Source organism: Ruegeria sp. Ofav3-42 (genome assembly GCF_022347725.1).
GTDB lineage: Bacteria > Pseudomonadota > Alphaproteobacteria > Rhodobacterales > Rhodobacteraceae > Ruegeria.
In genome coordinates, this window is the sequence record NZ_JAKRGB010000003.1 from 154,719 (window position 1) to 179,580 (window position 24,862).

At 58.3% G+C, this 24,862-nt stretch carries 27 protein-coding genes and 1 tRNA gene; 12 read left to right on the plus strand and 16 right to left on the minus strand.

Annotation, left to right across the window (positions count from 1 at the left end):
• Positions 1-130 precede the first annotated feature (130 nt).
• The 3 genes from hisF to MHN28_RS06090 all read left to right on the plus strand — a co-directional run bounded on the left by hisF (position 131) and on the right by MHN28_RS06090 (position 1,856).
• On the plus strand, positions 131-892 hold the full coding sequence (hisF, locus tag MHN28_RS06080; protein ID WP_239337129.1) for an imidazole glycerol phosphate synthase subunit HisF: 762 nt from the start codon (positions 131-133) through the stop codon (positions 890-892).
• Entirely contained in the window at positions 889-1,206 is a 318-nt protein-coding gene (locus MHN28_RS06085) for a phosphoribosyl-ATP diphosphatase (protein ID WP_239337130.1), read from the plus strand. The genes hisF and MHN28_RS06085 overlap by 4 nt, the downstream gene beginning before the upstream one ends.
• 74 nt (positions 1,207-1,280) lie before the next feature.
• A complete protein-coding gene (locus tag MHN28_RS06090) occupies positions 1,281-1,856 on the plus strand; it encodes a hypothetical protein (protein ID WP_239337131.1) in 576 nt (191 codons plus the stop codon).
• A gap of 4 nt (positions 1,857-1,860) precedes the next feature.
• Here the strand turns inward: MHN28_RS06090 and MHN28_RS06095 are convergent, their stop codons facing one another.
• The 4 genes from MHN28_RS06095 to rlmB all read right to left on the minus strand — a co-directional run bounded on the left by MHN28_RS06095 (position 1,861) and on the right by rlmB (position 4,156).
• The gene (locus MHN28_RS06095) at positions 1,861-2,331 is read right to left on the minus strand and encodes a CoA-binding protein (protein WP_239337133.1); all 471 of its coding nucleotides are present in this window, start codon (positions 2,329-2,331) and stop codon (positions 1,861-1,863) included.
• A 198-nt stretch (positions 2,332-2,529) separates the two neighbouring features.
• Positions 2,530-2,982, minus strand: a complete 453-nt coding sequence (locus MHN28_RS06100) for a YHS domain-containing (seleno)protein (protein ID WP_239337136.1) — start codon at positions 2,980-2,982, stop codon at positions 2,530-2,532.
• A gap of 105 nt (positions 2,983-3,087) precedes the next feature.
• Entirely contained in the window at positions 3,088-3,402 is a 315-nt protein-coding gene (locus MHN28_RS06105) for a hypothetical protein (RefSeq protein ID WP_370645673.1), read from the minus strand.
• Positions 3,383-4,156 carry a 23S rRNA (guanosine(2251)-2'-O)-methyltransferase RlmB gene (gene rlmB / locus MHN28_RS06110; RefSeq protein ID WP_239337139.1) on the minus strand — a complete coding sequence of 258 codons (774 nt, stop codon included), beginning with the start codon at positions 4,154-4,156 and terminating at the stop codon, positions 3,383-3,385. The genes MHN28_RS06105 and rlmB overlap by 20 nt, the downstream gene beginning before the upstream one ends.
• Before the next feature lie 116 nt (positions 4,157-4,272).
• On the opposite strand from rlmB, the gene MHN28_RS06115 reads away from it, so the two are divergent.
• Positions 4,273-4,356: transfer RNA gene (locus MHN28_RS06115), tRNA-Tyr, on the plus strand.
• Positions 4,357-4,655: 299 nt separating this feature from the next.
• Here the strand turns inward: MHN28_RS06115 and MHN28_RS06120 are convergent.
• From MHN28_RS06120 to MHN28_RS06150, 7 genes are all read right to left on the minus strand, one after another.
• Positions 4,656-5,777 (minus strand): alanine racemase, encoded by a 1,122-nt coding sequence (locus MHN28_RS06120; RefSeq protein WP_239337141.1) that lies wholly within the window; start codon positions 5,775-5,777, stop codon positions 4,656-4,658.
• Positions 5,774-7,021: a D-arabinono-1,4-lactone oxidase gene (locus MHN28_RS06125; RefSeq protein WP_239337143.1), complete on the minus strand. Its 1,248-nt coding sequence runs from the start codon at positions 7,019-7,021 to the stop codon at positions 5,774-5,776. Before MHN28_RS06125 ends, MHN28_RS06120 begins: the two co-directional genes overlap by 4 nt.
• An 86-nt stretch (positions 7,022-7,107) precedes the next feature.
• On the minus strand, positions 7,108-7,629 hold the full coding sequence (locus MHN28_RS06130; protein WP_239337145.1) for a DUF2478 domain-containing protein: 522 nt from the start codon (positions 7,627-7,629) through the stop codon (positions 7,108-7,110).
• Positions 7,630-7,701: 72 nt separating this feature from the next.
• Positions 7,702-8,367 (minus strand): NnrU family protein, encoded by a 666-nt coding sequence (locus MHN28_RS06135; RefSeq protein ID WP_239337146.1) that lies wholly within the window; start codon positions 8,365-8,367, stop codon positions 7,702-7,704.
• A 106-nt stretch (positions 8,368-8,473) separates the two neighbouring features.
• Positions 8,474-10,594, minus strand: a complete 2,121-nt coding sequence (locus MHN28_RS06140) for a proline/glycine betaine ABC transporter permease (RefSeq protein ID WP_239337147.1) — start codon at positions 10,592-10,594, stop codon at positions 8,474-8,476.
• Positions 10,591-11,640 carry a betaine/proline/choline family ABC transporter ATP-binding protein gene (locus MHN28_RS06145; RefSeq protein WP_239337148.1) on the minus strand — a complete coding sequence of 350 codons (1,050 nt, stop codon included), beginning with the start codon at positions 11,638-11,640 and terminating at the stop codon, positions 10,591-10,593. The genes MHN28_RS06140 and MHN28_RS06145 overlap by 4 nt, the downstream gene beginning before the upstream one ends.
• Before the next feature lie 10 nt (positions 11,641-11,650).
• Positions 11,651-12,601 carry an ABC transporter substrate-binding protein gene (locus tag MHN28_RS06150; RefSeq protein WP_239337149.1) on the minus strand — a complete coding sequence of 317 codons (951 nt, stop codon included), beginning with the start codon at positions 12,599-12,601 and terminating at the stop codon, positions 11,651-11,653.
• A 416-nt stretch (positions 12,602-13,017) separates the two neighbouring features.
• Between MHN28_RS06150 and MHN28_RS06155 the strand changes: the two genes are divergently transcribed.
• Together MHN28_RS06155 and MHN28_RS06160 are read left to right on the plus strand one after the other, a co-directional pair.
• On the plus strand, positions 13,018-13,680 hold the full coding sequence (locus MHN28_RS06155) for a DNA-3-methyladenine glycosylase I (RefSeq protein WP_239337151.1): 663 nt from the start codon (positions 13,018-13,020) through the stop codon (positions 13,678-13,680).
• 59 nt (positions 13,681-13,739) lie between these two features.
• Entirely contained in the window at positions 13,740-14,408 is a 669-nt protein-coding gene (locus MHN28_RS06160) for a hypothetical protein (RefSeq protein WP_370645665.1), read from the plus strand.
• A gap of 9 nt (positions 14,409-14,417) precedes the next feature.
• Here the strand turns inward: MHN28_RS06160 and MHN28_RS06165 are convergent, their stop codons facing one another.
• On the minus strand, positions 14,418-14,816 hold the full coding sequence (locus MHN28_RS06165; RefSeq protein ID WP_239337155.1) for a cytochrome c: 399 nt from the start codon (positions 14,814-14,816) through the stop codon (positions 14,418-14,420).
• 97 nt (positions 14,817-14,913) lie between these two features.
• Between MHN28_RS06165 and MHN28_RS06170 the strand changes: the two genes are divergently transcribed.
• Positions 14,914-15,351, plus strand: coding sequence for a DMT family transporter (locus MHN28_RS06170; RefSeq protein WP_239337158.1), 438 nt, complete (start codon positions 14,914-14,916; stop codon positions 15,349-15,351).
• Here the strand turns inward: MHN28_RS06170 and MHN28_RS06175 are convergent.
• Both MHN28_RS06175 and MHN28_RS06180 read right to left on the minus strand, forming a co-directional pair.
• Positions 15,335-16,021 carry an ABC transporter ATP-binding protein gene (locus MHN28_RS06175; protein WP_239337161.1) on the minus strand — a complete coding sequence of 229 codons (687 nt, stop codon included), beginning with the start codon at positions 16,019-16,021 and terminating at the stop codon, positions 15,335-15,337. The genes MHN28_RS06170 and MHN28_RS06175 overlap by 17 nt on opposite strands.
• The gene (locus MHN28_RS06180) at positions 16,014-17,309 is read right to left on the minus strand and encodes a lipoprotein-releasing ABC transporter permease subunit (protein ID WP_239337164.1); all 1,296 of its coding nucleotides are present in this window, start codon (positions 17,307-17,309) and stop codon (positions 16,014-16,016) included. The genes MHN28_RS06175 and MHN28_RS06180 overlap by 8 nt, the downstream gene beginning before the upstream one ends.
• A gap of 586 nt (positions 17,310-17,895) precedes the next feature.
• Between MHN28_RS06180 and MHN28_RS06185 the strand changes: the two genes are divergently transcribed.
• Entirely contained in the window at positions 17,896-18,255 is a 360-nt protein-coding gene (locus MHN28_RS06185) for a hypothetical protein (protein WP_239337167.1), read from the plus strand.
• Here the strand turns inward: MHN28_RS06185 and MHN28_RS06190 are convergent.
• Together MHN28_RS06190 and proS are read right to left on the minus strand one after the other, a co-directional pair.
• Complete coding sequence (locus tag MHN28_RS06190) at positions 18,252-19,145, minus strand: glycosyltransferase family 2 protein (RefSeq protein WP_239337170.1); 894 nt, start codon at positions 19,143-19,145, stop codon at positions 18,252-18,254. The genes MHN28_RS06185 and MHN28_RS06190 overlap by 4 nt on opposite strands.
• On the minus strand, positions 19,129-20,469 hold the full coding sequence (proS, locus tag MHN28_RS06195) for a proline--tRNA ligase (protein ID WP_239337173.1): 1,341 nt from the start codon (positions 20,467-20,469) through the stop codon (positions 19,129-19,131). Before proS ends, MHN28_RS06190 begins: the two co-directional genes overlap by 17 nt.
• A gap of 167 nt (positions 20,470-20,636) precedes the next feature.
• Here proS and MHN28_RS06200 point away from each other — a divergent pair, with 167 nt between their 5' ends.
• From MHN28_RS06200 to MHN28_RS06215, 4 genes are all read left to right on the plus strand, one after another.
• Positions 20,637-22,001 (plus strand): FAD-dependent oxidoreductase, encoded by a 1,365-nt coding sequence (locus MHN28_RS06200; protein ID WP_239337176.1) that lies wholly within the window; start codon positions 20,637-20,639, stop codon positions 21,999-22,001.
• Positions 22,001-22,975 (plus strand): isopenicillin N synthase family oxygenase, encoded by a 975-nt coding sequence (locus tag MHN28_RS06205; RefSeq protein ID WP_239337179.1) that lies wholly within the window; start codon positions 22,001-22,003, stop codon positions 22,973-22,975. Before MHN28_RS06200 ends, MHN28_RS06205 begins: the two co-directional genes overlap by 1 nt.
• 89 nt (positions 22,976-23,064) lie before the next feature.
• The gene (locus tag MHN28_RS06210) at positions 23,065-24,138 is read left to right on the plus strand and encodes an AI-2E family transporter (RefSeq protein ID WP_239337181.1); all 1,074 of its coding nucleotides are present in this window, start codon (positions 23,065-23,067) and stop codon (positions 24,136-24,138) included.
• Entirely contained in the window at positions 24,138-24,815 is a 678-nt protein-coding gene (locus tag MHN28_RS06215; protein WP_239337183.1) for a DnaA ATPase domain-containing protein, read from the plus strand. Before MHN28_RS06210 ends, MHN28_RS06215 begins: the two co-directional genes overlap by 1 nt.
• The last annotated feature ends 47 nt before the right edge of the window (positions 24,816-24,862 follow it).

Here is a 24,862-nt window from a genome sequence, read left to right on the forward strand (position 1 = left end):
GCACACATTGGCGTCTCCATCCGTTTGGGGGCGCCTAGCAATTGGCCCAGCCGTTTCCTTCGTCGTGCCTCATCCCCACTGGCATCAACGAGGGATTGGCGTTAGAGGTGCGGCAACAAAGGACGCCGACATGCTGAAAACCCGCATCATTCCCTGTCTGGATGTCGCCGATGGCCGCGTGGTCAAAGGTGTCAACTTCGTTGGCCTTCGCGATGCAGGCGACCCGGTGGAGTCGGCCAAGGCCTATGATGCCGCAGGCGCAGATGAGATCTGCTTTCTGGACATCCACGCAACACATGAAAATCGCGGCACCATGTTCGATGTGGTTCAGCGCACGGCTGAGCAGTGCTTTGTGCCGCTAACCGTTGGCGGGGGCGTTCGTACCAAAGATGACGTTCGTGCGCTGCTTTTGGCCGGCGCAGACAAGGTCAGCTTCAACTCGGCTGCAGTGGCCAATCCGGATGTCATCGCCGAGGCTGCGGATCAGTTTGGCAGCCAATGTATCGTCTGCGCGATCGACGCCAAGACCGTCAGCCCCGGCAAATGGGAAATCTTCACCCACGGTGGCCGCAAACCCACCGGTATCGATGCGGTCGAGTTTGCCAAGACCGTCGTCGCCAAGGGTGCCGGAGAGATTCTACTGACCTCAATGGACCGCGACGGCACCAAGGCAGGTTTCAACCTGCCGCTGACCCGCGCGATCTCGGATGCGGTGGACGTCCCTGTAATTGCTTCGGGCGGCGTCGGCAATCTGGACCACCTGGTCGAAGGCGTGACGGAAGGCGGGGCCAGTGCCGTCTTGGCGGCATCTATCTTCCACTTCGGCGAGTACTCTATCCGCGAGGCCAAGGAACACATGGCCGCCGCAGGCATTCCGATGAGGCTGACATGAGCACCTTGCACGATCTGGCCGCAACGATTGAAGAGCGCAAAGGAACCGACCCCGATTCCAGCTGGACCGCAAAACTGCTGTCCAAGGGTCCAGAAAAATGCGCTGAGAAATTCGGTGAGGAAGCAATCGAAGCGATCATCGAGGCCGTCAAAGGCGATCGGAAAAAACTGACGTCCGAGGCTGCGGATGTGCTCTATCACCTGCTGGTCATGCTTGCCGCGCGGGACGTAGCCCTGGACGATGTGTTTGCTGAACTGGCCCGCCGCCAAGGGACCAGCGGAATCGCCGAAAAAGCGTCTCGCCCCAAGGGCTAAACGCGCGGGTTCCGTCCTGCCACCCTGCCCTGTATAGTCAGGGATCAGTGTGACACGGATCGAGGGACGCGGGAATGACCAGGGCTTTGACCTTCGTATTGGCTTTGCTTTCCGTTTTGGCGATTGCCGCCTGTTCTGCGCCGCCGCGAACCACCGGCGATGAGGTTCAAAGGCTGGCGGCAGAAATCCGCAGTCTCGGCCCTGATATCGATCCGGAAGAGGCCGACCGTGCCGCTCGCATTGCCTATTCCTACACCGCACAGCTGGTGCAGGAGTATGAAATCACCGATCCGCCCCTGATCCACAATGCCAAGGTGAATAAGGGTTTACGACCGCGAGGGCTGTGCTGGCACTGGGCCGAAGACATCGAGCGCCGGTTAAAGCAGGAAGATTTCGAAACGCTGGAGTTGCATCGGGCAATTGCAAACGCAGACAACCCGATCCGAATCGACCACAGCACCGCCATTATCAGCCGTAAGGGTGAGACGATGTATGACGGGGTGGTCCTGGACCCATGGCGGTATGGTGGGGTTTTGTACTGGTCACCGTTGCTCGAAGACACACGCTACGAGTGGGTGCCACGCGAAGTCGTTTTGGAAAAACGTCGCCTTGAACAGGTCGCTCGGCTGAAGCTTGCGCCGGGCTCGTAAGCGGTCAAAGCTTGGACGAAATCACACCCGTGGCGAAACCACCCATGCGAAGTTCGCCGAACAGCCTCTGATATTCGATTTTGGGACAACGGTTCATGACCACGTCAACGCCGCGCGCTTGGGCTTTAGTGGCTGCTCCGGGGTGTTCGACACCGATCTGCATCCAAATCGTGCGCAGGTTCGGAAATGTGGAAAGGGCTTCGTCGACAATCGGCGGGACAGCCTCAGATCGGCGAAAGATATCCACCATATCAACAGGTTCTGAGATATCCCCGAGTGATGCACGAACTGTCTGGCCAAACAGCTCGGTCCCGGCATGCCCCGGGTTCACAGGAATGACCGTATAACCTTTCAGCGACAGATATCGCGCAACGTAGTAACTGGGCCGCACGGGGTTCATCGAAACGCCGACCACAGCAACAACCTTGGTGCGGCGCAGGATGTCTTTCAGGAAGGTGTCCGTGTAATCCGTCATGAGATCACCCTAGACGCGGTGCGGAAAAGAAAAAAGCGCTCAGGTCGAACCTGAGCGCCAGTTGTTGGAACGAGGGACAGTGAAATGACCCGCGGCAGTTCCGTTCCGCGGTCACTGTGACATTTAAGCATGGGATCTGAGAAAAAAAGAGGTGTTTCGCATTTTTGTGATGACAGGGCGCAAAAAGCGGAAAATCGCCTATTGATGGTACAACACGACCGGCCAGTGTTCCTCGGCCATTTGAATGTACTCAGCGCGGTCATCGTTCCACAATCGCTCAATCTCGGGGGAGTGAGTCAGGTACAACCGACCGTCGACCACATCCCACAACATCGGATCGGTGCTGATCAACTCACCTTGCGCCATAGCATAAGCGCAGTATCCGCCAAACTGGGGCGCATAGGCGCGCGGATTGCTCTCGAACAGGTCACGGTTTTCGGCAGATGCGAAATGCCACTCGGCACCTTTCCAAATGACGGAGTATTCCGGCAGCCCCTGAACCGGGATTCCACCACTGAAATACGAGACCGGGTCATAACCGGCCATGACTGCGCCATCCGTCTCAAAATAGACGGGCATGTCCTGCGCGTGAGCGGCAGGAAGAAACGCAGCGGCGGCTATCGCGCCGAGAATGAATCGTCTGGTTGGCATCGCGTGTTCACGGTTACAAAATCAGGGTATCAAAATGCAATCTTTTGTCGCATGTAACACCCCTATTAACGTGGTTGTGAACGCCTGTGTCGCACCAGAGCCGCGTCAATCAAAGATATCCTCGACAACATCCCATGCCTCATCGAAGACGCGCGCAAAAACGCCCTTTTTCTTCTTTTTCTTTTTGTTCTTTTTCGGGGTCGTGGACTTGTAGTTGTCGCGTTTCGCCTTGTTTTCAGTCAGCTTGTGCTTTGGAACCATCTTGAGGTCGTGCAAAGGGGCCCCGCAGCTGGAACAACTGAGTTCATGACGCTGCTTCCCCTGCAAAACCAACGCAGCGCGCGTTCCGCAGTAACAGCAGGTGGCAATTTTGGAAGGGCTGGAAATGGGACTCTCCTGTCTATCGATGCCTTGAAGCATATAAGGCAATTGCGGCAGCATTTGAGACATTGAGAGAGCCAAACCCGCCGGCTGCGTCGATTTTCACCAGTTGATCAACGGTTTCCTTGGTCTTTTGCCGCAGACCTGGCCCCTCAGCCCCCAGCACCAGTGCGACAGGCTGGTCCAGCTTTCCGCCAAGCGCATTTTCGATTGTATTTTCGGCTTCTCCATCCAGTCCCAGAACCAGAAAGCCCATGTTCTGCAACTCGACGATCGCATCGGCTAGGTTTCTTACCCGCAAATAGGGTTGACGCTCCAGCGCACCACTCGCTGTTTTTGCCAGCGCGCCCGTTTCCGGCGCAGAGTGGTGCCGCGTGCCGATCACGGCACTGGCGCCCAGAACCTCGGCCGAACGCAGAATCGCCCCGACGTTATGGGGATCGGTGACTCGGTCCAGCAAAATGACACGAGGATGCTCACGCCCGATGCAGTTCTCGGCCAGTCCGCCCCAATCCAACGGCTTGACCTCAAGCGCAGCCCCCTGGTGAACCGAGCCTGGATCAAACGGGGCGGTGAATTTACGCGGATCAACCATCTCGGCTTCGATTCCAGCAAATTCAATGGCTTCCGCCAGCTTGTCCCGCGCATTTCGCGTCACGATCAGACGGAGCTTTTGCCTTTTCGGGTTCATCAAAGCATCCCGAACGGCATGCAAACCGAACAGCCAAACTGTTTCTGACGCGGCAGCTTTGCGCGCCTGTTCCTTTTCAACGATCCACTTGGGTTTCTTCATTTCTTGGGCCTCCGGGCCGGGAAATCGGTTTCCTGCGTCAAAGCGGAATTTTCCTGTTGACGCTCCTTCAAGGCGCTAGTAATCACGCCTCCACGTCAGGTGCAACGCCTGACAGTGGGCGACAGGCCGCAAGGTGTGGCAGGGGACTGTAACTCCCTCGCGGAGACGCACGCCTGGTTCGATTCCAGGGTCGCCCACCACTTCTTCAAGCAATTGAAAGAAATGGTGTTTCCGCTGCTGGGGATGCGCACGTGTTCGATTCTGTAGCGCACACGGACCATCTTGACGAAGTTCGTTGCAATCATTCGCGGCGAAATTTTCCCAAATTGAAGCCAAAAAGCTGAATTTGCTGGGTGCACTCGGACTGATGCTGAGCTGCAGACCGGACATCAGGTTAGAATCTGAGGCGGATAAACTGCCAAGGATGAAGCCATCTGAACGGAGCAGATGCCGCGTCACATGGAAACGCACGCCCGGATCTGAGGCGGACTGCTTCCCACTAATTTGGCAGGCAATCCCACTCTTGCGAAACTTTCCGTCCTCTGACGGCCAACAGCGGCCCGAACTGGTTCAGTACAGCCTCACTTTGGGTCGGTCGCAGCAATGCGATATCACCAGCTGCGACGTTGGCCATATCTGATCCCGTCCAGACCTCTTGGTTGCTGGACCGGCCAAACACTCCGGAATAGCCAAACCCCTCGGGAAAGACCGGTTCAGCCAGAAAGTGACCGCCGAACACCGCAATATCCGTTTTTCGCCGAGGCAAAAAATCCAGTCCAGGCAGGGCGTTTCCTGGCATCGTTTTGAGGATCGGCGTAGCGATGAATGCCGCTGGCTGAAAAGCCTGAGTGGTTGGGTGATCGAAATCGCCGGGCTTGACCAGAACCGAACCAAAAGCCACCTCGTTTGCGGCGCCATCTGCAAGGTAGGATTGAAATGTCAGACTGCCGCCTGTGTTCAGGCACATACCGGTCCCGCCATTTGGCAATGCAGACACTGCCGCCTTGAACGCGTCAGAGCTGGTTCTCGCCGCCCGTTTGCGCAAAATACCCGGTAGCTTGGCCAGATGCGCCTCGTACCCCATGACCCCGGCAAGCTGGCCGTAAGGGTGCGCAGCGATGCGTTGAGCGATCTCTGACACGCGTTCGGGCCGAATTCCACCGCGGTGCAGGCCGATATCAAGCTCCAGCGAAAACCGCAGACACAGCTGCTGGTCCGAAGCCAATGCCAGATACTCGCCAAGTCGAACCGGAGTGTCGATCAACCATTGGACGCGCATGGCTGCACCTGCATTCGCCGACAGGAGTCTCGCGGCAGAGCTGACGGGCAAGGGCTTACCGACCAGATGGTCCGTCTCGGGCTCGACCGTCAAAAGCGCCTGAAGCATCGGTTCGGAAAACGTCATCAGGCCAGAGGCCGGAATCTGCGCCCGAATGTGATCCAGCAATGGCAGGCAAGGCAAGGACTTGGCGACCAGACGGCGCGCCAGCCCTGCGTCCGCGCTGCCCTGGGCCACGGCGCAATTGGCGTCTAGCAGGTCCAGATCCACGACGACCACGGGCTTGTCCACGCCATGTGACCGCAGCATATCAGACAGGTTTTTTAGGTAGGTCTCATTCATGGGCGAAACAGCCGGGCAAGCGCGGGGGTCAAGAACTTACCGGTCGGATCAAGCTGTTCCCGCAATTCACAAAACCGGTCGAAATCCGGGTAGAGCGCGGACAGGTCTTTATATGTCAAGTTGTGCATCTTGCCCCAATGAGGGCGTCCTCCGGCTTCGACAAACAGCGGTTCGATCGCTTCGAAGTACCTCTGGTGATCTTCACTCGCGTCGGTGTGGATGGCAATCGATATGCGCGGCCCACCCTGAAATGGAGATAAGCAGGCCGTGTCACCCGCCGTCTGACGAACCTCGATCGGGAAATAGATGTCCTTGTGGTCACGGTGCAGTCGGGTCAGGACCTCTTGCAGCACATCACCTGCCACGTCAGGCGGCAGATGATACTCCATTTCCTTGAACTGTATACGCCGATCGCTGCAAAGGACGCGCCAGCTTTCGCCGACATAGTCCTCGTCGGATTGAGCAAGTGTCAGAAGTTTCAGGATCGCTGCTCGCAGACCTTCGCTGACCCTGCCCACACTGCGTGCCAGTTTCAGCACTTTCACGGCGATCATATCCAGATCACGCGGCGCTTTGCTCTCTGGCGCTTCGGTCAAGGCATGGCGAAGTTCCACAGTCTTTCCTGTGAACGGGATGTAGAAGAACTCGAAATTTCGGTTGTCCGCCCATTTCTGGTGCATCGTGACCAAGCTTTCTGCGACCGATGACAACTGAACCTGTCGACGCAAGTTGTATTTCGGCACGACCGAGATTTCCGCCTCGATCAAAATTCCCAACATGCCCAGCGTAACCTGCGCAATTTCAAGAGAGATATCGTCCTCAGACAAGATATCCCCGTTCGCTCCGACCATCTTGGCTGCGGTGATTTCTGCCGCCAGACACGGAAGCCCGCGACCGGTTCCATGGGTCGCCGTCGAAACAGCGCCCGCCAATGATTGTGCGTTGATATCCCCGAGATTGCGGAAAGCCAGCCCCCGATCCGCCAACGCCAGAGACAGGTCACGCAACCGCGCATTGGCGTTGACCCATACGCGGCCCTCTGTCGCCTCACCCAAAATGGGCAGGTCGAGCCCCGAAAGGTCCAGTATCCGATCTCCACCTGCGACAATCGGCGTGAAAGAATGGCCCGCACCCAAAACGCGCATAGTTTGGGGTTGCGCAACCGCCTGTTGCAGGTCCGCAATTGACGACGGCCGCGCGATTGGCGTGTCGGCGCGCTGGTTTCCGGCCCAGTTGGTCCACATGTGAATTCTCCTCCGGGCGAGAGGATTGCAGCACACGTGCTACGAAACAAGTCAGGAAAACAGAAGCTTACCTTACGGGAGCTTTGTCAGGCTGCAGCCACCCGTTGCGCTGTGACGCGGTCGAACCAGGCAGTGATGCTTTCAAGATCTGACCCGATCTGTTCCGCGGCCCCGCCGGTGAATTCGTCGAATTTTTCCTTGTTCAGACCATTCACACCAACCAACACAGGAATGTCTTGGGCCAACGCCTCGGCAATCACAGGGCGGAACCCGCGCCCGTCGGCCTCGTGCTTGCCGAATTTGTTGATGATCAGCAGGTGCGGTGCATCGGCCAAAGATGCGGTGACATATCCGACGGCTTGTTCCAGTGCGGCCGGGTCCAAACGACAACCGCGCGACTGCTCACCCAGGGACTGCGAGATGCGAATGGTCTCTCCTTCCGGTAGAACCCGGACGTCCATGTCGCATTTGCTGCTGTCGGCACATTCGGTGTTGGTTTGCACCACGCCAGCCAGGCTCGCGCCTTTGGACAGCAGGCGTTCGGCAACCGCGCTCAGCAGCCGGTCGGTTGCGCCGCGGTCAGTGGTGGTGACATAGGCCAGATACATCGAAGGACCCCTTGGTACAAAATTGTGACATTCCAGATAGCACGCAAGTGCCTGCCCGACCACTCCCCTGCTCTAAGGCAACGGAGAAAGTCCGATCACAGATGCGTGCAGGTGAAGCAGAACCATAAAAATTGCGATCGAGGTCAGCCACACCCAACGGCGCGGCCACGGGCGCGGAGGACGCAGCGAAAACCGTGCCGTGTTGCGGGACAGGCGCGTCCATTCCATACCCATTTCGCGCGCTTTTCTACGGTCGATCAAGGCCATTCCCATTACTGCAAAGCCCGCAAACAGACCAAACAGGATAACGTGGGACAGGCTGCCATTGGCCAGCAAATGCGCACCGGCCCATAGCATCAATGCGGCAAGAATCGGGTGGCGGGTGGTGCGCAGGATGCCGGGATTTTCCGGATCGAACGCGCGATGCCCCATCCCGCCAAAGGAAAACGGGTTCTGGATGGACAGTCCCGCGACCGCCAGCCAGCACACGACCGGCATCACCAGAAGAGGCGCCCAGCGAAAAATGGCGAATGGCGGGATGACCTCTACATACGGCGCTTGTGCCGCTGCCACGATCAACCACGCAAGTACCAGCAGGGACAGTGCGGAATACCCCGCAAAGTAACCTCTGCGTCCCAAGGTTTCGATCAGCCGCCCCCGCACTCCGGGACGCACGGGTATGGCGTGGCTGAGAAGAAATGTGATCAGTGCTGCGAGGAAAAAGGCCCAACCGGTCATAGTATTCTCCGAACGTGTTGGTCGGGGTTTAACGCCCTGACTCGATATGGTCCTTGTCCGAAATCAAGTGCGGGCAATGGGGCGAACGCGCCGCCCCTGCCCTGTTTTACAGTCCCAACGCTTTGCGCTGTTCTTCGGCAAACCCCTGGACGATACGATCAGCAACGAGCGCCAGAATCGCCATGGCGGCACCAGCCGAGATCCCCAGACCTACATCTGCCTGACCCAATGCCAGATAGATCGACTGGCCAAGACCGGTGGTCCCGATCAAAGCGGCGATCACCAGCATGGCGAAAGCGTAGAGGATGGTTTGGTTCAGCCCCAGCAGGATCGTTGGCGCGGCATAAGGTGCGCGCACATCGCGCATGATCTGCCACTCGGTCGCACCACTGGAAATGGCGGCCTCCATCATTTCTTCGGGCGTATTGACCAGCCCATGCCGCGTGTAGCGGATCATCGGAACGATTGCATAGGCGCAGATCGCCAGAAAGGCCGAGAACTCGCCAATCTGGAACACCATCAGAACCGGGATCAGGAACACGAACAGAGGGATCGTCTGCAGCATGTCGCAAATTGGGCGAACGACTTTCCAAACCGGTTCCCATACAGCGCTGGCCAAGCCGATCAACCCTCCGACCACCGCGCAGGAAAACACGGCGGCACCACTCAGATAAAGCGACAGCAACGCCCGCTCCCACAGGCCGGAAACCAGGATGGTGCACAGCAACCCAACCGAAAGCGCCGCCAGACGCCAGCCACCCGCGACAAAGCTGAGCGCGGCGGCCCCGGTCAGGACAAAGGGCCAAGGCAGGTTTGAGATGCCGGTCTCCAACATACCGATCAGGATCAGCACGACCAAACCGCCGGTCAGGTGACCGCGCCATGCCATCAGCGCGGCGATTGCGGCACCGACGGCGAACAGGCCAAAACTCATACCCGGCGTCCATTGGAAACCCCAAGTGAACGGCAGAACGGCTTGGTCCAACCCGATCCGCAACGGCAGCAGCACATAGAACAAAGAGTTGTTCTTGAGCGCGTCCAGCCAAGGGCCGTTGGCTTGCGTGAACGCGGTCAGGCCACTGTCGACAGCCTCGGCCACCGGGTCCAAAAGGGTCAATTCGGACGGGTTCGGCAGCCACGCCCAGAAGGCGGCGGTGAACAGGGCGGTGAATACCAGAATCGCCCAGACGACGCGTTGATCATACCGTTTGCGCTCGGTCGCCAGCGTGCCGCTCATGCGGTCGATGACCACTGCAAAGACCACGATGACCAGACCGGCCAACAGCGATTCACCGAACTGGGCCTTGCGCATGGTCAGCAGAACCTCCCAACCGATGTCGTTGAAACCGCCGATAACGGCGGCGATGATGACCATCGACAAGGCGGCCATAAGGCATTGGTTCACACCCACCATGATCTGCGTGGCTGCAGCCGGGATTTCGACCTGAAACAGTTGCTGGAATCGCGTGCCGCCGGACATGATCGCGGCCTCTTTGATCTCGGGCTCGACCCGTTCCAGACCCAGCATCACGTTACGGGCCATGGGCGGGGCTGCATAAATGGCCGAGGCGATCAGGCCGACCACCGGGCCAAAGCCGAACAGAAGCAACAGCGGTGTCAGATATGCAAAGGTCGGAACCGTCTGCATCACGTCCAGTACGGCCTGAACAAAGGACTTCACGCGCGGCACTTCATTGGCGAGGATGCCAATGGCACCGCCAACGACTAGCGCGACAGGAACTGATACTGAAACCAACGCAAGCGTGCTCATGCTTTCAGTCCAATAGCCAGACGCCAAAACAAAGCTGAGTCCCAGAAAGCCGAGCGTAGCCATCGGCAGACCGCCTAAATACCACCCAATTGCAGTAACAACAGCAATGACAAGTGGCCACGGCGTGACGATTGGCTCAATTGGCTCGCTCAAATCGATTGGCTCTATTGGCCACGGCTGGCTACCAAGTAGCACGTTGGCCCAGTACATTGGGTAAGCCATCAGGTCGGAAAACAACCGCATCGCTGGTTTGATACCGTTCAGAAACCAGTCCAGAAACGCTCCGACCCATTGTGTGGCCGGCAGTTCCCAAGCAGTGGGCCACTTGACCAGCCACGGCGCAACACCTTCCAGCGCGAGGCAAATAGCTCCGACAACAACAGTGATCAATGCAGCCTTCGCACCTACCGTAAGATGCGACGCGTGTTGCGACGGGAGATCCGTTACGGCCGTCATGTTTCTTCCACCTGCAGCGCGGCGGCGAGATCAGAAGGATGAACCGTCCCGACAATGTTGCCGTTTTCGTCGCGCACCGGAACGGGTTCATACAGTTCCATGCAGTGCGCCAGTGCTGCGTCCAAAGTCATTGACGTGGTCAGGCCCGGATCGTCCGGCCCCCGCTGATCGTCATCCCGCATGACCGAAGCGACCTTGGCGTGCTGGCCCTTCGCCACGTCCTTCGAAAACTCTCGGACATAGTCGTCGACCGGACGCAGGACAATGTCAGTCGGCGTGCCGATCTGGACGATCTTGCCATCCCGCATGATGGCGATGCGGTCGGCCAGTTTCAGCGCTTCTTGGATATCGTGCGTGATAAAGACGATGGATTTCTTGAGCGTCGCCTGAATGCGCAGGAATTCGTCCTGCAACTGGCGGCGGATCAGGGGATCGAGGGCCGAGAATGGTTCATCCAGAAACCAAATGTCAGGGTTCACGGCCAGGGACCGCGCGATTCCGACACGTTGCCGCTGACCACCCGAAAGCTGGCGCGGGAAGCTATCTTCGCGCCCCTCCAGACCGACCAGCGAGACCACTTCTTGCGCACGAGCCAGACGTTCCTTTTTGCCAACGCCCTGAACGCGCAAAGGATAGGCAACGTTCTCGGCAACAGTCATATGTGGAAACAGGCCGAAATGCTGGAACACCATGCCCAGTTTTTTGCGCCTCAATTCGGTCAGCGCTTTCTTCGGTGCTCCAATGACGTTTTCACCGTCGACCCGGATCTCGCCGCCCGTTCCAGGCAGCAGTTGCGAGATACAGCGGATCAGCGTGGACTTACCGGACCCCGACAGCCCCATGATGACGAAAAGCTCGCCTTCCTTAACGTCGAAATTGGCGTCCTGAACAGCCGGGATGAACCCATGTTCGCGCAGATCGGCGGCGGCTTTGTCTGCGTCATTCCCTGACCGAGTCAGCGCGTCGGTCAGGGCTTTGTCTGCGCCTTGGCCAAAGACCTGCCAGAGATTCTGGCAGGCAATGGCTGGCGTATTCGCGTCAGTCACTTATGCGAACTCACTGCGTTGCCGCGTCTACAACCGGACGCCATTTGTCTTCGTTCTCGGCCATCCATGCCGCGACAACCTCTTCGACCTGACCGCCGTCAACGTCGATCGCACCCATCATCGGCTGCTGGTCTTCGACCGCCAGTTCGAAGTTGGACAGGATTTCAAAGGCGGCAGGCCACTTGTCTTCCATGCCGTTCCAGCTGGCCTTGAAGATGCGCGAAGGCGAGAAATCGCAGTCATTCACGGCGTTCGGGTTCGGGCCCCAGGCCGGGTCGTTGAAGCAGGCTTCTTCGCCTGCGGGCAGGTCAACGAACTGAACGTCATAGGCCGACATTGCCCAATGGGGCTGCCAGAAGGTGATCAGCAGCGGCGACTTACGCTCGGTCGAGGCACGCAGCTCGGCGATCAGAGCACCTTCGGAACCAGCAGGAACCGCTTTGAACGGCAGCTCAAGACCAACCATGCGGTCCGCGCCCGGTGTTCCCCAATCGGCGGGGTAATCGACCAAACGGCCACCCGGCAGAGTTTCAGCAGTTGCAAAGACTTGCGCGCAATCCTTCAGCGCTTCCCATGCGGGCAAACCCGGGCACAGATCGGCCACGTGCGCCGGATAGGCGATGCCTTCTTTGGCGTCCAGACCCAGATCGCCGATCTCGACCACGGTGCCTTCGTCGATCTTCTTGGCGTATTCGTCCGAAACGTTGGACGACCAGATTTCAAGCGTAGCAGTGATGTCGCCGTCTGCGATCGCCTGGAACTGGTTCATCATGCCGGCTGTTACGTATTCGACGTTATAGCCCGCAGCCTTCAGCATCTCGCCCGCGACGTGAGTTGTCACGTGCTGACCAGTCCATTCGTTGATTGCCAGTTTGATCGGTTCGTCCACGGCGCCCATATCGGCGGCATAGGCGGAACCGGCTACCATCATAGCCAATAGGCTGACACTGAGTTTTTTCATCGACATTCTCCCTGTCTTATTTGTGTACCGTCCGCCTCGGCGCACACTTCCGCACCGATAGGTTCGTCGGACGACAATACCATGTCGCAACATGCACAATTTTAGCCGCAAAAGGGAAGTGAACACTTTGAACCAAGGCGGAATTTTTCGCCTCGGACCAAGCTGCAAGTCCCCACCCGCTGCATTGTGCCGAACACCCGCGCCAACCGTGTTTTCACTTTTTTGACGCGGGACATTGATTGACGGGTCAATCACAAACCCGAATCCCCTGTTTTGTCGAGCATTTCTTTATCCAAATGCCGATTTTTGTGCAGTTTCCCAATTACGACGGCTCTAAAGACCAAAAAATGCGCCCTGATTTGGGACCTTGCAACCTGCCGCCCATCGGGCAAACCTAACCGCGGAGGACACAACAGATGCGCCACTTCGAAGAGATTTTCGCCATAGCAGCGGATCGCCACGGCGGTCCGGCTGCCTTGGACGCAAAACTGAGCAAACCCAAAAGCCCGGCCGAACTTGCGGCCATGCCAGACGATCGCTGGCTTTCGATTATCACCAAATGCGTCTTTCAGGCCGGGTTCAACTGGAAGGTCATCGAAAACAAATGGGGCGGGTTTGAGGCCGCGTTCGATGGGTTCGATGTCGGGCGCTGCGCCTTTATGGATGATGAGAAGTTCGACGCATTGCTTCAGGACACCCGTATCGTCCGCAACGGGACCAAAATCTCCACGGTTCGGGACAATGCCGCCTTTTTATTGGAATTGCGTGAAGAAGGCGGTGCGGGTCAGGTTCTGGGCGGTTGGCCGTCGTCCGACTACATCGGGCTTTTGGCGATGCTGGCCAAGCGCGGGTCGCGCTTGGGCGGGGCCTCAGCCCAATATGCCATGCGGTTCGCCGGGCGGGACAGCTTTATCCTCTCGCAAGACGTGACCGCGCGACTGGTTGCCGAAGGAGTGGTCGGCAAGATTCCGACCTCAAAAAAAGCGATGGCGGCGGTGCAGGAGGCCTTCAATACGTGGATGGATCAATCCAATCGTTCGCTGACAGAAATCAGCCGCGTGTTGGCGATGAGCCTGTGAAAACGGGTTGCAGCGCGGGTACTTCGCATTAGGCTTGAACTATGGTCCCTCGCATTTTGATGACGCTTCTCTTTCTGTTTGCCGCCTGCGGTCGTCCGCTGACGGATCAGGAACGCGCCTTTGCCAGTGTTGTCCAGGGTGACACACTGAACTTGGATCGAGTGCGTCTGGTTGAGGGCGCTCCGGTCGCGCCTATCACATTCTACCGCAAGGACCGTCCACGCCTGGCCTGCCGGGAACGTATTTTGCCCCCAACCGAAGAAGGGATCGTCACCGCAAAACCTGCCGCAGTTGCCCTGTTCAACAAAATCTATTTCACTCAGGAGTGGTATCTTGAGGACTATATGTCCGATTTTCCGGAGCAAATGGACCTGATATCCGCGATGTTGCTGGCGCATGAGTTGACCCATGTCTGGCAATGGCAGAACCGTAAAACCACCGGTTACCACCCCCTTCGCGCGGCCGCCGAGCATGGCGGGAACAAGGACCCCTATCAGTTCGATCTGAAAACATCGCCGGACTTTCTGTCCTATGGGTTTGAGCAACAGGGGGCGATTGTCGAAGAATATGTTTGCTGCCGGGCGCTGGATCCGACCGCCCCGCGAACGCAAAGGCTTCATGAAATGCTAGGCGCGCATTTTAATCTGTCTCCCCTGCCCGGCGAAAAACGGGAACGTGCCGTTGTCATCCCGTGGAGCGGGGCCAAGGTCGAGGGTATCTGCCGCTAGCGGCAAGATTCACTGCAGCGTTTGCAGATATGCCACCAGATCTACAATCGGCTGACTGGTCAGGATCGGCTGGCCATCAGCGGTTTTCATCGTGGTGTCCTGCCCTTCGAAATAGGGGCCATAGACGGGCATCGGGCTGCCGTGACTGACCAACGGGTCGCGCCCGTCGATACGCGCCACGACGCGGGCCGTCGGAAAAACGCCATCCTCTCCGGCAAGTTGCGTCAGATCAGTGGGTTGAATGATCAGCACACCAGCCATTGGACCATGGCCAGTCGCATCAATCCCATGGCACGTGGCGCAGTAATGCCCATACAACTCGGCACCGGTTTCCACGTTCTGCGCCATGGCCTGAGACGCCACGGCGGCGAACCCCATGCAAATAGTCCCGAACAAGGGCCTGATCATCGCATCCTCCTGTCTCGATTGACATTTGCAGGCTTGCCCGGCGGGCAGCTTGGCGCAATGATCCAGATCAACGAACCCGGCGCAGAGGATACAGGCAATGACACAATACGCAGCGATCATGCTGGCAGCCGGGATCGGTGTCCCGATTCTGGCGGCATTGAATGCAGCTTTGGGCAAGCTGATCGGGTCGCCCACGACTGCAGCCGTGATCCTGTTCGCCATCGCGTTCGTCGCTTCGGCGCTGGTCATGCTGTTGTTTCCGGGTATGGAAGCGCTGTCCAAGGTGGGCCAAGCGCCGAAGCACCTGCTGTTGGCCGGCGTCCTGATCGCGTTCTACGTTCTGTCCATCACACATGTCGCGCCGCATTTCGGCGTCGGTAACGCAGTGTTCTTTGTCTTACTGGGTCAACTGATCAGCACGGCGGCCATTGATCACTTTGGCCTGTTTGGCGCTCAGGTCACGCCACTGACCTGGATCCGCGCAGGAGGCATCGCTGTGATGGCCGTCGGAGTCGCCATCACTCAACTGGCCTGAGCATACCCGCCTCAAGCCGCAGCTTTCGGTCCATGCGCGCCGCAAGGTCCATGTTGTGCGTCGCGATCAGCGCGGAAAGCCCCTCGTCCCGGACCAGCGCCATCAAGGCGTCAAACACCTGATCAGACGTTTCGGGGTCCAGATTTCCCGTCGGCTCATCCGCCAACAAAATGCGCGGTTTGTTGGCCAAGGCCCTACAAAAAGCCACACGCTGTTGTTCTCCGCCCGACAATGCGGCAGGGCGGTGATTAGCACGCGCCGCAACACCAACCCGATCCAACAACGTCATCGCCCTCTCTTGTGCAGATTTCTCGGAAACACCGTTGGCCAGTTGCGGCAAAGTGATATTTTCGAGCGCTGTGAATTCGGGCAGCAAATGGTGGAACTGGTACACAAAGCCCACATCCTGCCGCCGCAGAGCGGTACGGGTCCGGTCGCCCCTGCCCGCCACATTCTGACCCGCAATCTCGACTGACCCGTTGTCCGGAGCGTCCAGCAACCCGGCAATGTGCAACAGCGTCGATTTACCTGCACCGGACGGGGCGACCAAGGCCACCGCCTCGCCAGCGCAAAGTTCCAAATCCACACCGCGCAGCACCTGAACCTCGCCGGGTGTGCCCTGCAGATAGGTCTTGGTCAGACCATCCAGCCGCATCGTCACATCATTCATAGCGCAGCGCCTCAACCGGGTTCATCCGCGCCGCGCGACGGGCGGGGAAATAGGTGACAAAGAAGGACAGCCCCAGCGACAACCCGATTGCCTTGAGAACGTCTGTCAGGTGCAACTCAGCCGGCAGGGCATAAATGCCGCGAATAGACGGGTCCCACACTCCGCCACCCATGACATAGTTCACGAAGGAAAAAATTGGATCGATATAGATAGCAAACAGGCAACCGAGGATCACCCCCATGGCCGTGCCAATAATGCCGGTAAATGCCCCACAGATGAAAAAGACACGCAGAACCGACCCTTCGCTCAGACCAATGGTGCGCAGAATACCAATGTCCCGCCCTTTGTTCTTGACCAGCATGATAAGGCCGGAAACGATATTCATAGCGGCGATCAGAACGAGGATCGACAGTATGATAAACATCACATTGTCCTCAACCTCCAGCGCCCGCAGGAAACCACCAGAGGCGTCCTGCCATGTCCAGATCTGACTGCGCGGTCCCGCAGCCTCAAGGATCGGGATCAGGATCGGATTCATCTCCTCGGGTCGTTCGACCATCACTTCGATTTCGTCTGCCACGCTTTCGCGGTTGAAAAAGCTTTGCGCCTGTTCGAACGGCATGTAGACACGGGTCCGGTCGATGTCATATCGCCCTGCTGAGAAAACGTAGACCACGCGATAGGCGTTCACGCGCGGCGAAGTGCCAAAGGCGGTCTTTACTCCGTTGGGTGACGTCAGTTTGACCGTGTCACCAACCGTCGCCCCAATGCTGCGGGCCACGCCGGACCCGATGGCAATCGCATCTTCACCGTTCTGAAACCGGGACAGGTCCCCTACTGCCTGTTCGCTTTCAGCGACACCCGGCAGATCATGCAGGTCGTCGGGTTGAATTCCGAACACCTCGACCCCGCTGCTGCGGTCGCGATTGGTGATCAGAACCTGGCCTTTGACCAGAGGGGCTGCGCGTTCAACGCCGGGAACCCGCGCAATACTGGCGGCTATCTCGTCGTAATTCGCGATCGTACGGTCAACCCGGCCCTGAGCGTCAAACTCGCCAGTGGAATAAACCGTCACGTGCGCATTAGCCCCCAGAATGGTGCCCACGAACTCAGACCGGAAACCCGACCGGACTGCCAAAGTGGCGATCAGCGCAAAGACGGCCAACGTAATACCGATCAGGGAAATCCACGTCATCACACTGACGCCACCCTCGGCGCGACGCGCGCGCAGGTAACGCCAGGCGATTTTCCATTCAAAGAGGGCAAAGGGCGGGGGTGTTTTAGCCATGCTTATTCCGGTAGCTTTGTTGACGCGACCCTTTCGGCATTTCACCAGATGGTCAACCCGGTAGTCAGCCCCGCCGCGCGGATTAGCACCTGTTATCCGCCTGCCGGTCACGGCCGCTTCGGTTTCCAATTCAGAAAAAACCCGGTGGTTCATATCACCGAGGCATTGCGGCAGGGCCGGTTGTGCGATCTGAAAGTATAAGAGCAGAGCAGATCATCGCGCCAAGTCATGGAAACAAGAGCTGCATTGTCAGGCGAATACGTTAATGGTCGCCGTTCTTAGGTCAGTGAATTCCAGCTTGTCCAAGGCGCGCCAAAGCCCGGGATCTGCGAATCAGTCGTGCCTTGGTTCGAACATGCATTCGAACTAAAAGGTGATCGTCTGCCGACGGAATACACCACTGGTTGTGACGCTCTTCACAGACAGCCGGATATTGTTTCATGTATGAAGTCAATGTGAGCACGGCGAGGCAAACTGCACTCAAAATGCAACATTTTAGACGCAACTTTATTTCGCTTTTTGCTTATTTTGGGAAACTTTGTCACCCTAGTTACGGGGGAATACATTTTTAGAGCGGGGGTCGCTCATGAGTATTAGAATTGATACAGAAAAACCGGACACAATTACGGTCCGACAAATATCAACGGAACTGGATTGTGAATCCGCAGCCTTGCTGCGCGCGACGATACTTCCGATCTTTGCCAGCGCTGCAAACTGGGCGGGTCTGACAGACGTCCTGAACGATAAAGGTTATGGTCTTGTCTTCCGGGATGGACGGATGTGCATCACGGACAACCTGACCGGAGACCGGGTTTGCGGACTGCGCTTTCTGGGCCTCGAGTTCAAGGAACTGGTCCGGAGGTTGGGACGTCCGATCGTAGTTGCACGAGGTCAGCAAGCTGACGGAGACATTCTTACAGCCCGTCCGACGGTAGGCCGCGCCTAGAAGCTGCGCCAGAACTGGACAGACCGGCGCATGGTCTTCCACAAGCTGTGGCGTGCGGCTGCTTTGATTGCATCCGATGTACCGGGCTTTGACAACCGCTCCAGGATCAAAGGCACGGGCATGTGGCCGCGCCGGAAGAACCGAAAGAAATCCTCCTGCGTCAGGTCCTGGGCCGCTTTGAACCCATCGTAGTATTTCATCCAGACACGAGCATAGTCTTCGGCGGTTATGACAATATCGCTTGTCACCCCCCTGCCCCAGAACATTGAAATCGGCTCGTCCGTGCGTTCGCCCTGATACCCTTCGGTCAATAGCCGCAACATCAGATCGTAATCGGCAGCGACGCGGAACTGCGTGTCGTGCCCGCCCAGAGCCAGAAACACATCCCGCTTCAACAGCACCGAATTGTGGCAGAACGGCATCCGTTGCAGGATCGCTGTCAGCGACATCCGCTTTTCGCGGGTTTCCGATCCGTCCTCGTACCGCCGCAGGGTCGAGCCATAGAGGAAATCCGGCTGGGCCGCCTCGAGACGGTCCGCGACGGTGCTCAGGATATCATCGGACGCCAATGAATCGTCCGAGTTCAGGAACAGCAAGTATTCCCCGCATGCGGCCTGCGCCCCTTTGTTCATGGCGTCGTACAAACCAGAATCCGGTTCGCTTATCAGCCGCGTGCGTGGGGCATCCGCTGTCAGTTCCTGCAGGAACTCCACTGTCCCATCGGTCGACGCGCCGTCCTGAATGATATGCTCAGCCCGGGCACAGCCCTGCCGCGCCATGCAGTCGATCACCTCGCGAAAGCTGTCCTGCCGCCCTTGCGACAGCAGGTTGTAGGTCGCAGTGATGACCGAGATCAGCGGCGCGTCGGTTTTGTCAGGCGATGCGCTCATAGATCTCTGCGATCTTTGTGACTGCGGCCTCGGGGGGCATTTCCTCGCTTTCGCCTGTGCGGCGGCAGGTCAGTTCGACCACACCGTTCTTAAGACCGCGCGGACCAACGGTGATGCGCCATGGCAGACCGATCAGGTCCATTGTGGCAAACTTGCCCCCTGCCCGCTCGTTGCGGTCATCATACAGCGGGTCAAGACCCAGAGCCGTCAACGCACCGTAGATCTTGTCGCAGGCGGCATCAGCCTCGTCATCACCCTGTTTCAGGTTGACGATGCCACAATGGAACGGGGTCACGCCTTCGGGCCAGATGATGCCATTGTCGTCATGGCTGGCCTCGATGATCGCGCCGACCAGACGGCTGACACCGATACCATGGCTGCCCATGTGAACCGGCGTCGGCTTGCCATCGGGGCCTTGAACCGTCGCACCCATGGCTTCAGAGTATTTGGTGCCGAAGTAGAAGATCTGACCAACCTCAATCCCGCGCGCAACTCGGCGGCGATCTTCCGGGACCTTGTTGAACAGCGCCTCGTCATGGGTCTCATCCGTGCGTGCGTATTTCGAGGTGAACTCCTCAAGGATCGCCTGACACTGCTCGCGGCTGTCATAATCGATCTGACGATCACCAAAGGTCAGGTCGGTCACGGCACTGTCATAGAACACCTCGGATTCACCGGTATCGGCCAGCACGAGGAATTCGTGCGTATTGTCGCCGCCGATGGGGCCGGAATCGGCGCGCATCGGAAGGGCCTGCAGGCCCATGCGCTCGTAGGTGCGCAGATAAGTGACCAGATGGCGGTTATAGGCGTGCAGCGCGTCCTCTTTGGTCAGGTCGAAATTGTAGCCGTCCTTCATATAGAACTCACGACCGCGCATCACGCCGAAACGGGGGCGGATCTCGTCGCGGAATTTCCACTGAATCTGGTACAGGGTCAGCGGCAGGTCCTTGTAGCTGTTAACGTGGCCGCGGAAGATGTCGGTGACCAGTTCTTCGGCGGTCGGCGTGAACAGCATATCCCGGTCGTGCCGGTCTTTCATACGCAGCATTTCCTGACCGTAGTCATCATAGCGCCCGGATTCACGCCACAGGTCCGCCGATTGGATGATGGGCATCTGGATTGCGATATGGCCTGCGCGCGCCTGCTCTTCATGGATGATGTTTTCCAGCTTGCGCAGAACCTTAAAGCCCAGAGGAAGCCACGAATAGATCCCGGCAGAGGCTTGCTTAATCATTCCGGCACGCAGCATCAGCCGGTGGCTGACGATCTGGGCCTCGGACGGGTTTTCCTTGAGAACGGGCAGAAAGTAACGGCTGAGGCGCATTTTGAACCTTTAAAGGTGAATTTGGACTTCAAAGGTCATTATTCCAAAGCCCTGCCGGGGGCAATCATGCATTGGTAAATTTGCGACCTCGGGTCGGTCGGTTTTTTGATTGACCCGCCAGTCAGGCTCTTTGATTGTGACAGGAATGTAAAACCCAAGGGGCCCACATGCAGACCATTCAGGAACCCGCACGCCAAATTCCCGTTGTCCACCAGACGGACGTTCTTGTTGTCGGATCGGGTCCGGCAGGGCTGGCCGCAGCACTCGCCGCTGCCCGCGCGGGGGCCGAAGTGTCTCTGGTCGACCGATTTGGCTGCATGGGTGGCAATATCACCGCCGTGGGTGTGGAAGGCTTTGCCTGGTACCGCCACGAACAAACCGTCGAGGCAGGCGGTATCGGTATGGAATTCGAGACCCGCGCCAAGGACATGGGCGCCGCCGTCCCGGAGAGCCAGTCGCTGAGCTATGAGTTGGACAGCGAAGGGTTCAAGCTGGTGGCCGACAAACTGGTCGAAGAGGCTGGTGTTCATCCGATGCTGCACCGGCAGTTCGTCGCTCCGATCATGGATGGCGACCGGATCACCGGGATCATCACCGAGTCCAAGGCGGGGCGCGAGGCGATTCTGGCCAAGGTTGTGATCGACGCCACCGGCGACGCGGACGTAGCCCACCGCGCAGGTGCGCCGACCGACAAAACCGCCCGCGAAGACATGATGGCGGCCTCGGTCATGTTCCATTTGGCCGGCGTCGACAAACGCGCCTTTATGGAAGGTGTCAAAGCCGATCCGCAGACGTACAAGGATTGGGGCGGCGGCGGCGAATGGAACATCGAAACCTCAGGTAAAGAAGACGACATGTTCTCGCCCTTCGTGCACAAGCCTTTTCAGCAGGCGATTGATGAGGGGCTGATCCCGTCACATCTCAACACCATCGCGGGCACATGGGGCGCGATGCATGACACGGGTGAGCTGACCTATATGAACCTCATCCACTTGGCTGAGATCGACGGAACCGATCCCGACAGCCTGACACGGGGTGAAATCGAAGGCCGTCGTCAGTCGATGCTGGCCATCGAAGCCCTGCGCCGGTTTATGCCAGGATGCGAGAACGCACGGTTACGCAATTTCGGGATGACCATAGGAATTCGCGACACGCGCAAAATCGACGCGGTCTACAACATGACCGAGGATGACGCCCGCCATCAGGGCCGGTTCGAGGACACGATCGGCATCTATCCTGAATTCATAGATGGCTATGGCATCCTGATCCTGCCGACCACGGGGCGATACATGCAAGTACCCTATCGCTCGATGCTGCCCAAAGGTGTCAAAGGGCTGCTGGTCGCTGGACGCTCACACGGGGCAGACAAGGTTGCCCACGCCGCAACCCGCAACATGGCCTGTTGCGCGGTCATGGGTCAGGGTGCGGGAATTGCTGCAGCGCTGTCGCTGAAAAGCAATCAGGAGCTGCACGAGCTGAACCTCACTCCGGTTCACGCAGAACTGGATCGGCAAGGCGTGAGGATTCACTGATGCAGACAATTCCCACGATCGACATTTCTCCGCTCAACGACGCTGCGCATCCGGATCACGGCGCTGCGGTCCAGCAAGTCTTGGGTGCGTGTACCGATATTGGTTTCCTGTCCGTCACGGGCACCGGCGTTTCACCGGATACCGTCGATGAAGTTCGTGCCAAAACCCGCGCGATCTTTGACATCGACGAGCAAAGCAAATGGGATCAGGCCATCACCCGCGACAACTATCGCGGTTATATTCCCATGGGTTTTTTCACACCCAATGACGGCTCGGGCAAAGCGGACAAATACGAAGGCTACAAGCTGCATTTCGATGTGCCCGAGGAAGCCCCGGTGCGTCAGGACTGCGCACTCTATGGCCCGAACCTCTGGCCGAACGAAGTGCCCGAGGCGCAGGATGTCATTCTGGGATATTGGGCGAAACTGGACCGGGTGACGGACCTGCTGTTGGGCGCGCTGGAGATCGGTCTGGACCTGAAGCCGAATATCTTGAGGGATGCTTTCGTCACGCCAATGACCAACATGACCCTGCTGCACTATCCCCCACAGGCCCCGGACGAGGAAGGGTTTGGCATTCATCCGCACAAGGACACGGACGCTTTGACCATTATCGCCCCGGACCCCGTTGGCGGGCTCGAAGTGCAGACCCGCGACGGCGGCTGGATCACTCCGGACTGTCCGCCCGGTGGGTTTGTCGTCAATATCGGCGACATGCTCGAACTGTGGTCGGGCGGCCGGTTGAAATCCACACCCCATCGGGTGGTCAACACATCAGGCAAAGAGCGATACTCATTCCCCTATTTCGCGGTTCCGCGCCACGACGTCGTCGTATCGCCACTGCTGACACCTGTGCCCGGCTTTGACCGGCCGTCGGTTCACTGCGGGCACTGGTCGGCTGAAATCTGGCGCACCAACTGGCCGGACGAAACCGCCACCGCCGACACGCCAGAGCTTGGCACGCTAAGCTCCTGAGGTCCGGAATTCCCCACGCATGAACCGCTTGCATCACCGCGCCGCATAAGCCAAGAACGCCGGTAGGAGCCAAGAACAAGGGGACAAGCATGGCCTTGCCGGTAAAGGATCAACTCAGATACTGGGGCATTGCCACTGTAGTTTTTGTGCTTTGCTTGTGGGCACTTGGCGACGTCCTGCTACCGTTCGTGATCGGCGGCGCCATCGCCTATTTCCTTGATCCGGTTGCGGATCGGTTGGAAAATCTGGGTTTGTCGCGCATGGCAGCCACCGCGATCATCACCGTTGTAGGCATCCTGAGTTTTGCCCTGATGATCCTGATGGTCGTGCCAGCCCTGATCACTCAGTTGATCGAGCTGGTCGAGGTCATGCCCAGCTTGTTCCAACAGCTACGCGGCTTCATTGAGCAGCAGTTCCCGTCGCTTTTGGACTCTGAGTCAAACACCCATCAGTTCCTTGTCTCATTGGGCGAAACCCTGAAATCCAAGACCGGTGATGTGTTGCAAACCGTTGCGGCCTCGCTGGGTTCTGCGATCAATGTGGTCGTTCTGCTGGTTATCGTCCCGGTCGTGACCGTTTACATGTTGCTGGACTGGGATCGCATGATCGCCCGTATCGGAGACCTGCTGCCGCGCGACCACGCCCCCACAATCAAACGTCTGGCCGAAGAAATTGACGCCGTTCTTGCCTCATTTGTTCGCGGCATGGGCACAGTCTGCCTGATCCTCGGCACATACTACGCCGTGGCGCTGATGGCTGTTGGTCTGCAATTCGGACTGATTGTCGGATTTATTGCCGGGCTGGTCACCTTCATTCCATACCTCGGAGCGCTGATCGGCGGGACGCTCGCCATCGGTCTGGCTCTGTTCCAGTTCTGGGGAGATTGGGCGCATATCGGTCTGGTTGCCGGTATTTTTGCACTGGGTCAGGTGGCCGAAGGTAACTTCCTGACGCCGAAACTTGTTGGCAATTCGGTTGGTCTGCACCCTGTATGGTTGCTGCTGGCCTTGTCGGTCTTTGGGGCGTTGTTCGGCTTTGTCGGGATGCTGGTTGCAGTTCCCGTAGCGGCGGCACTGGGCGTGATCGCGCGGTTTGGTACATCAGTCTACCTGGACAGCCGCCTGTATACCGGCCTCGAAAGCGCGGACCGGGAAGATTCCTGATGGCCCTTCAGCTGAGCTTTGATCTTCCGGCCAAGACTGCGCTGGGGCGTGAGGACTTTTTTGTATCGCCTGCGAATGCCCTGGCCGTCGCAATGATCTCGGCCACCTCCTGGCCGGGCAACAAACTGGTGCTGAGCGGCCCCGCCGGCGCAGGCAAGACCCATCTGGCCCACGTCTGGGCGGCGGAAACCGGTGGGCGGATCATTCAGGCATCGGACGTTCGGTACGACGATGTGCCCACCCTTGCCCGCACTCCGGTGGCGGTCGAAGACGTACCGATGGTCGCTGGCGATCCCGAACAGCAGAAAACTCTGTTCCACCTGCACAACCTTGTGTTGGCTGAAGGCAATGCCTTGCTTATGACCGGGCGGCTTGCACCCAAATTCTGGCAACTGCCGTTGCCGGATTTGCAAAGCCGGATCGAGGGCGCGCATCATGTGGCGCTTGATCCACCGGATGATGCTTTACTGGGTGCGGTTCTGGCAAAGCTGTTCGTGGACCGGCAACTGAACCCCAGCCCAGATGTTATCGCCTATCTGGTCAAACATATGGACCGGCGCTTTGAAACGGCGGCGAACGTGGTGGCGCAACTGGACCAGCTTGCCCTGTCGGAAAAGCGCGACATAACCCGTGCACTGGCCGTGCGTGTTTTGGCCGCGGATTTGGACGATGTCTAATCTGGTAATTGACCCGCACCCGGTCATCTCGCATTCTGCACCCGGAA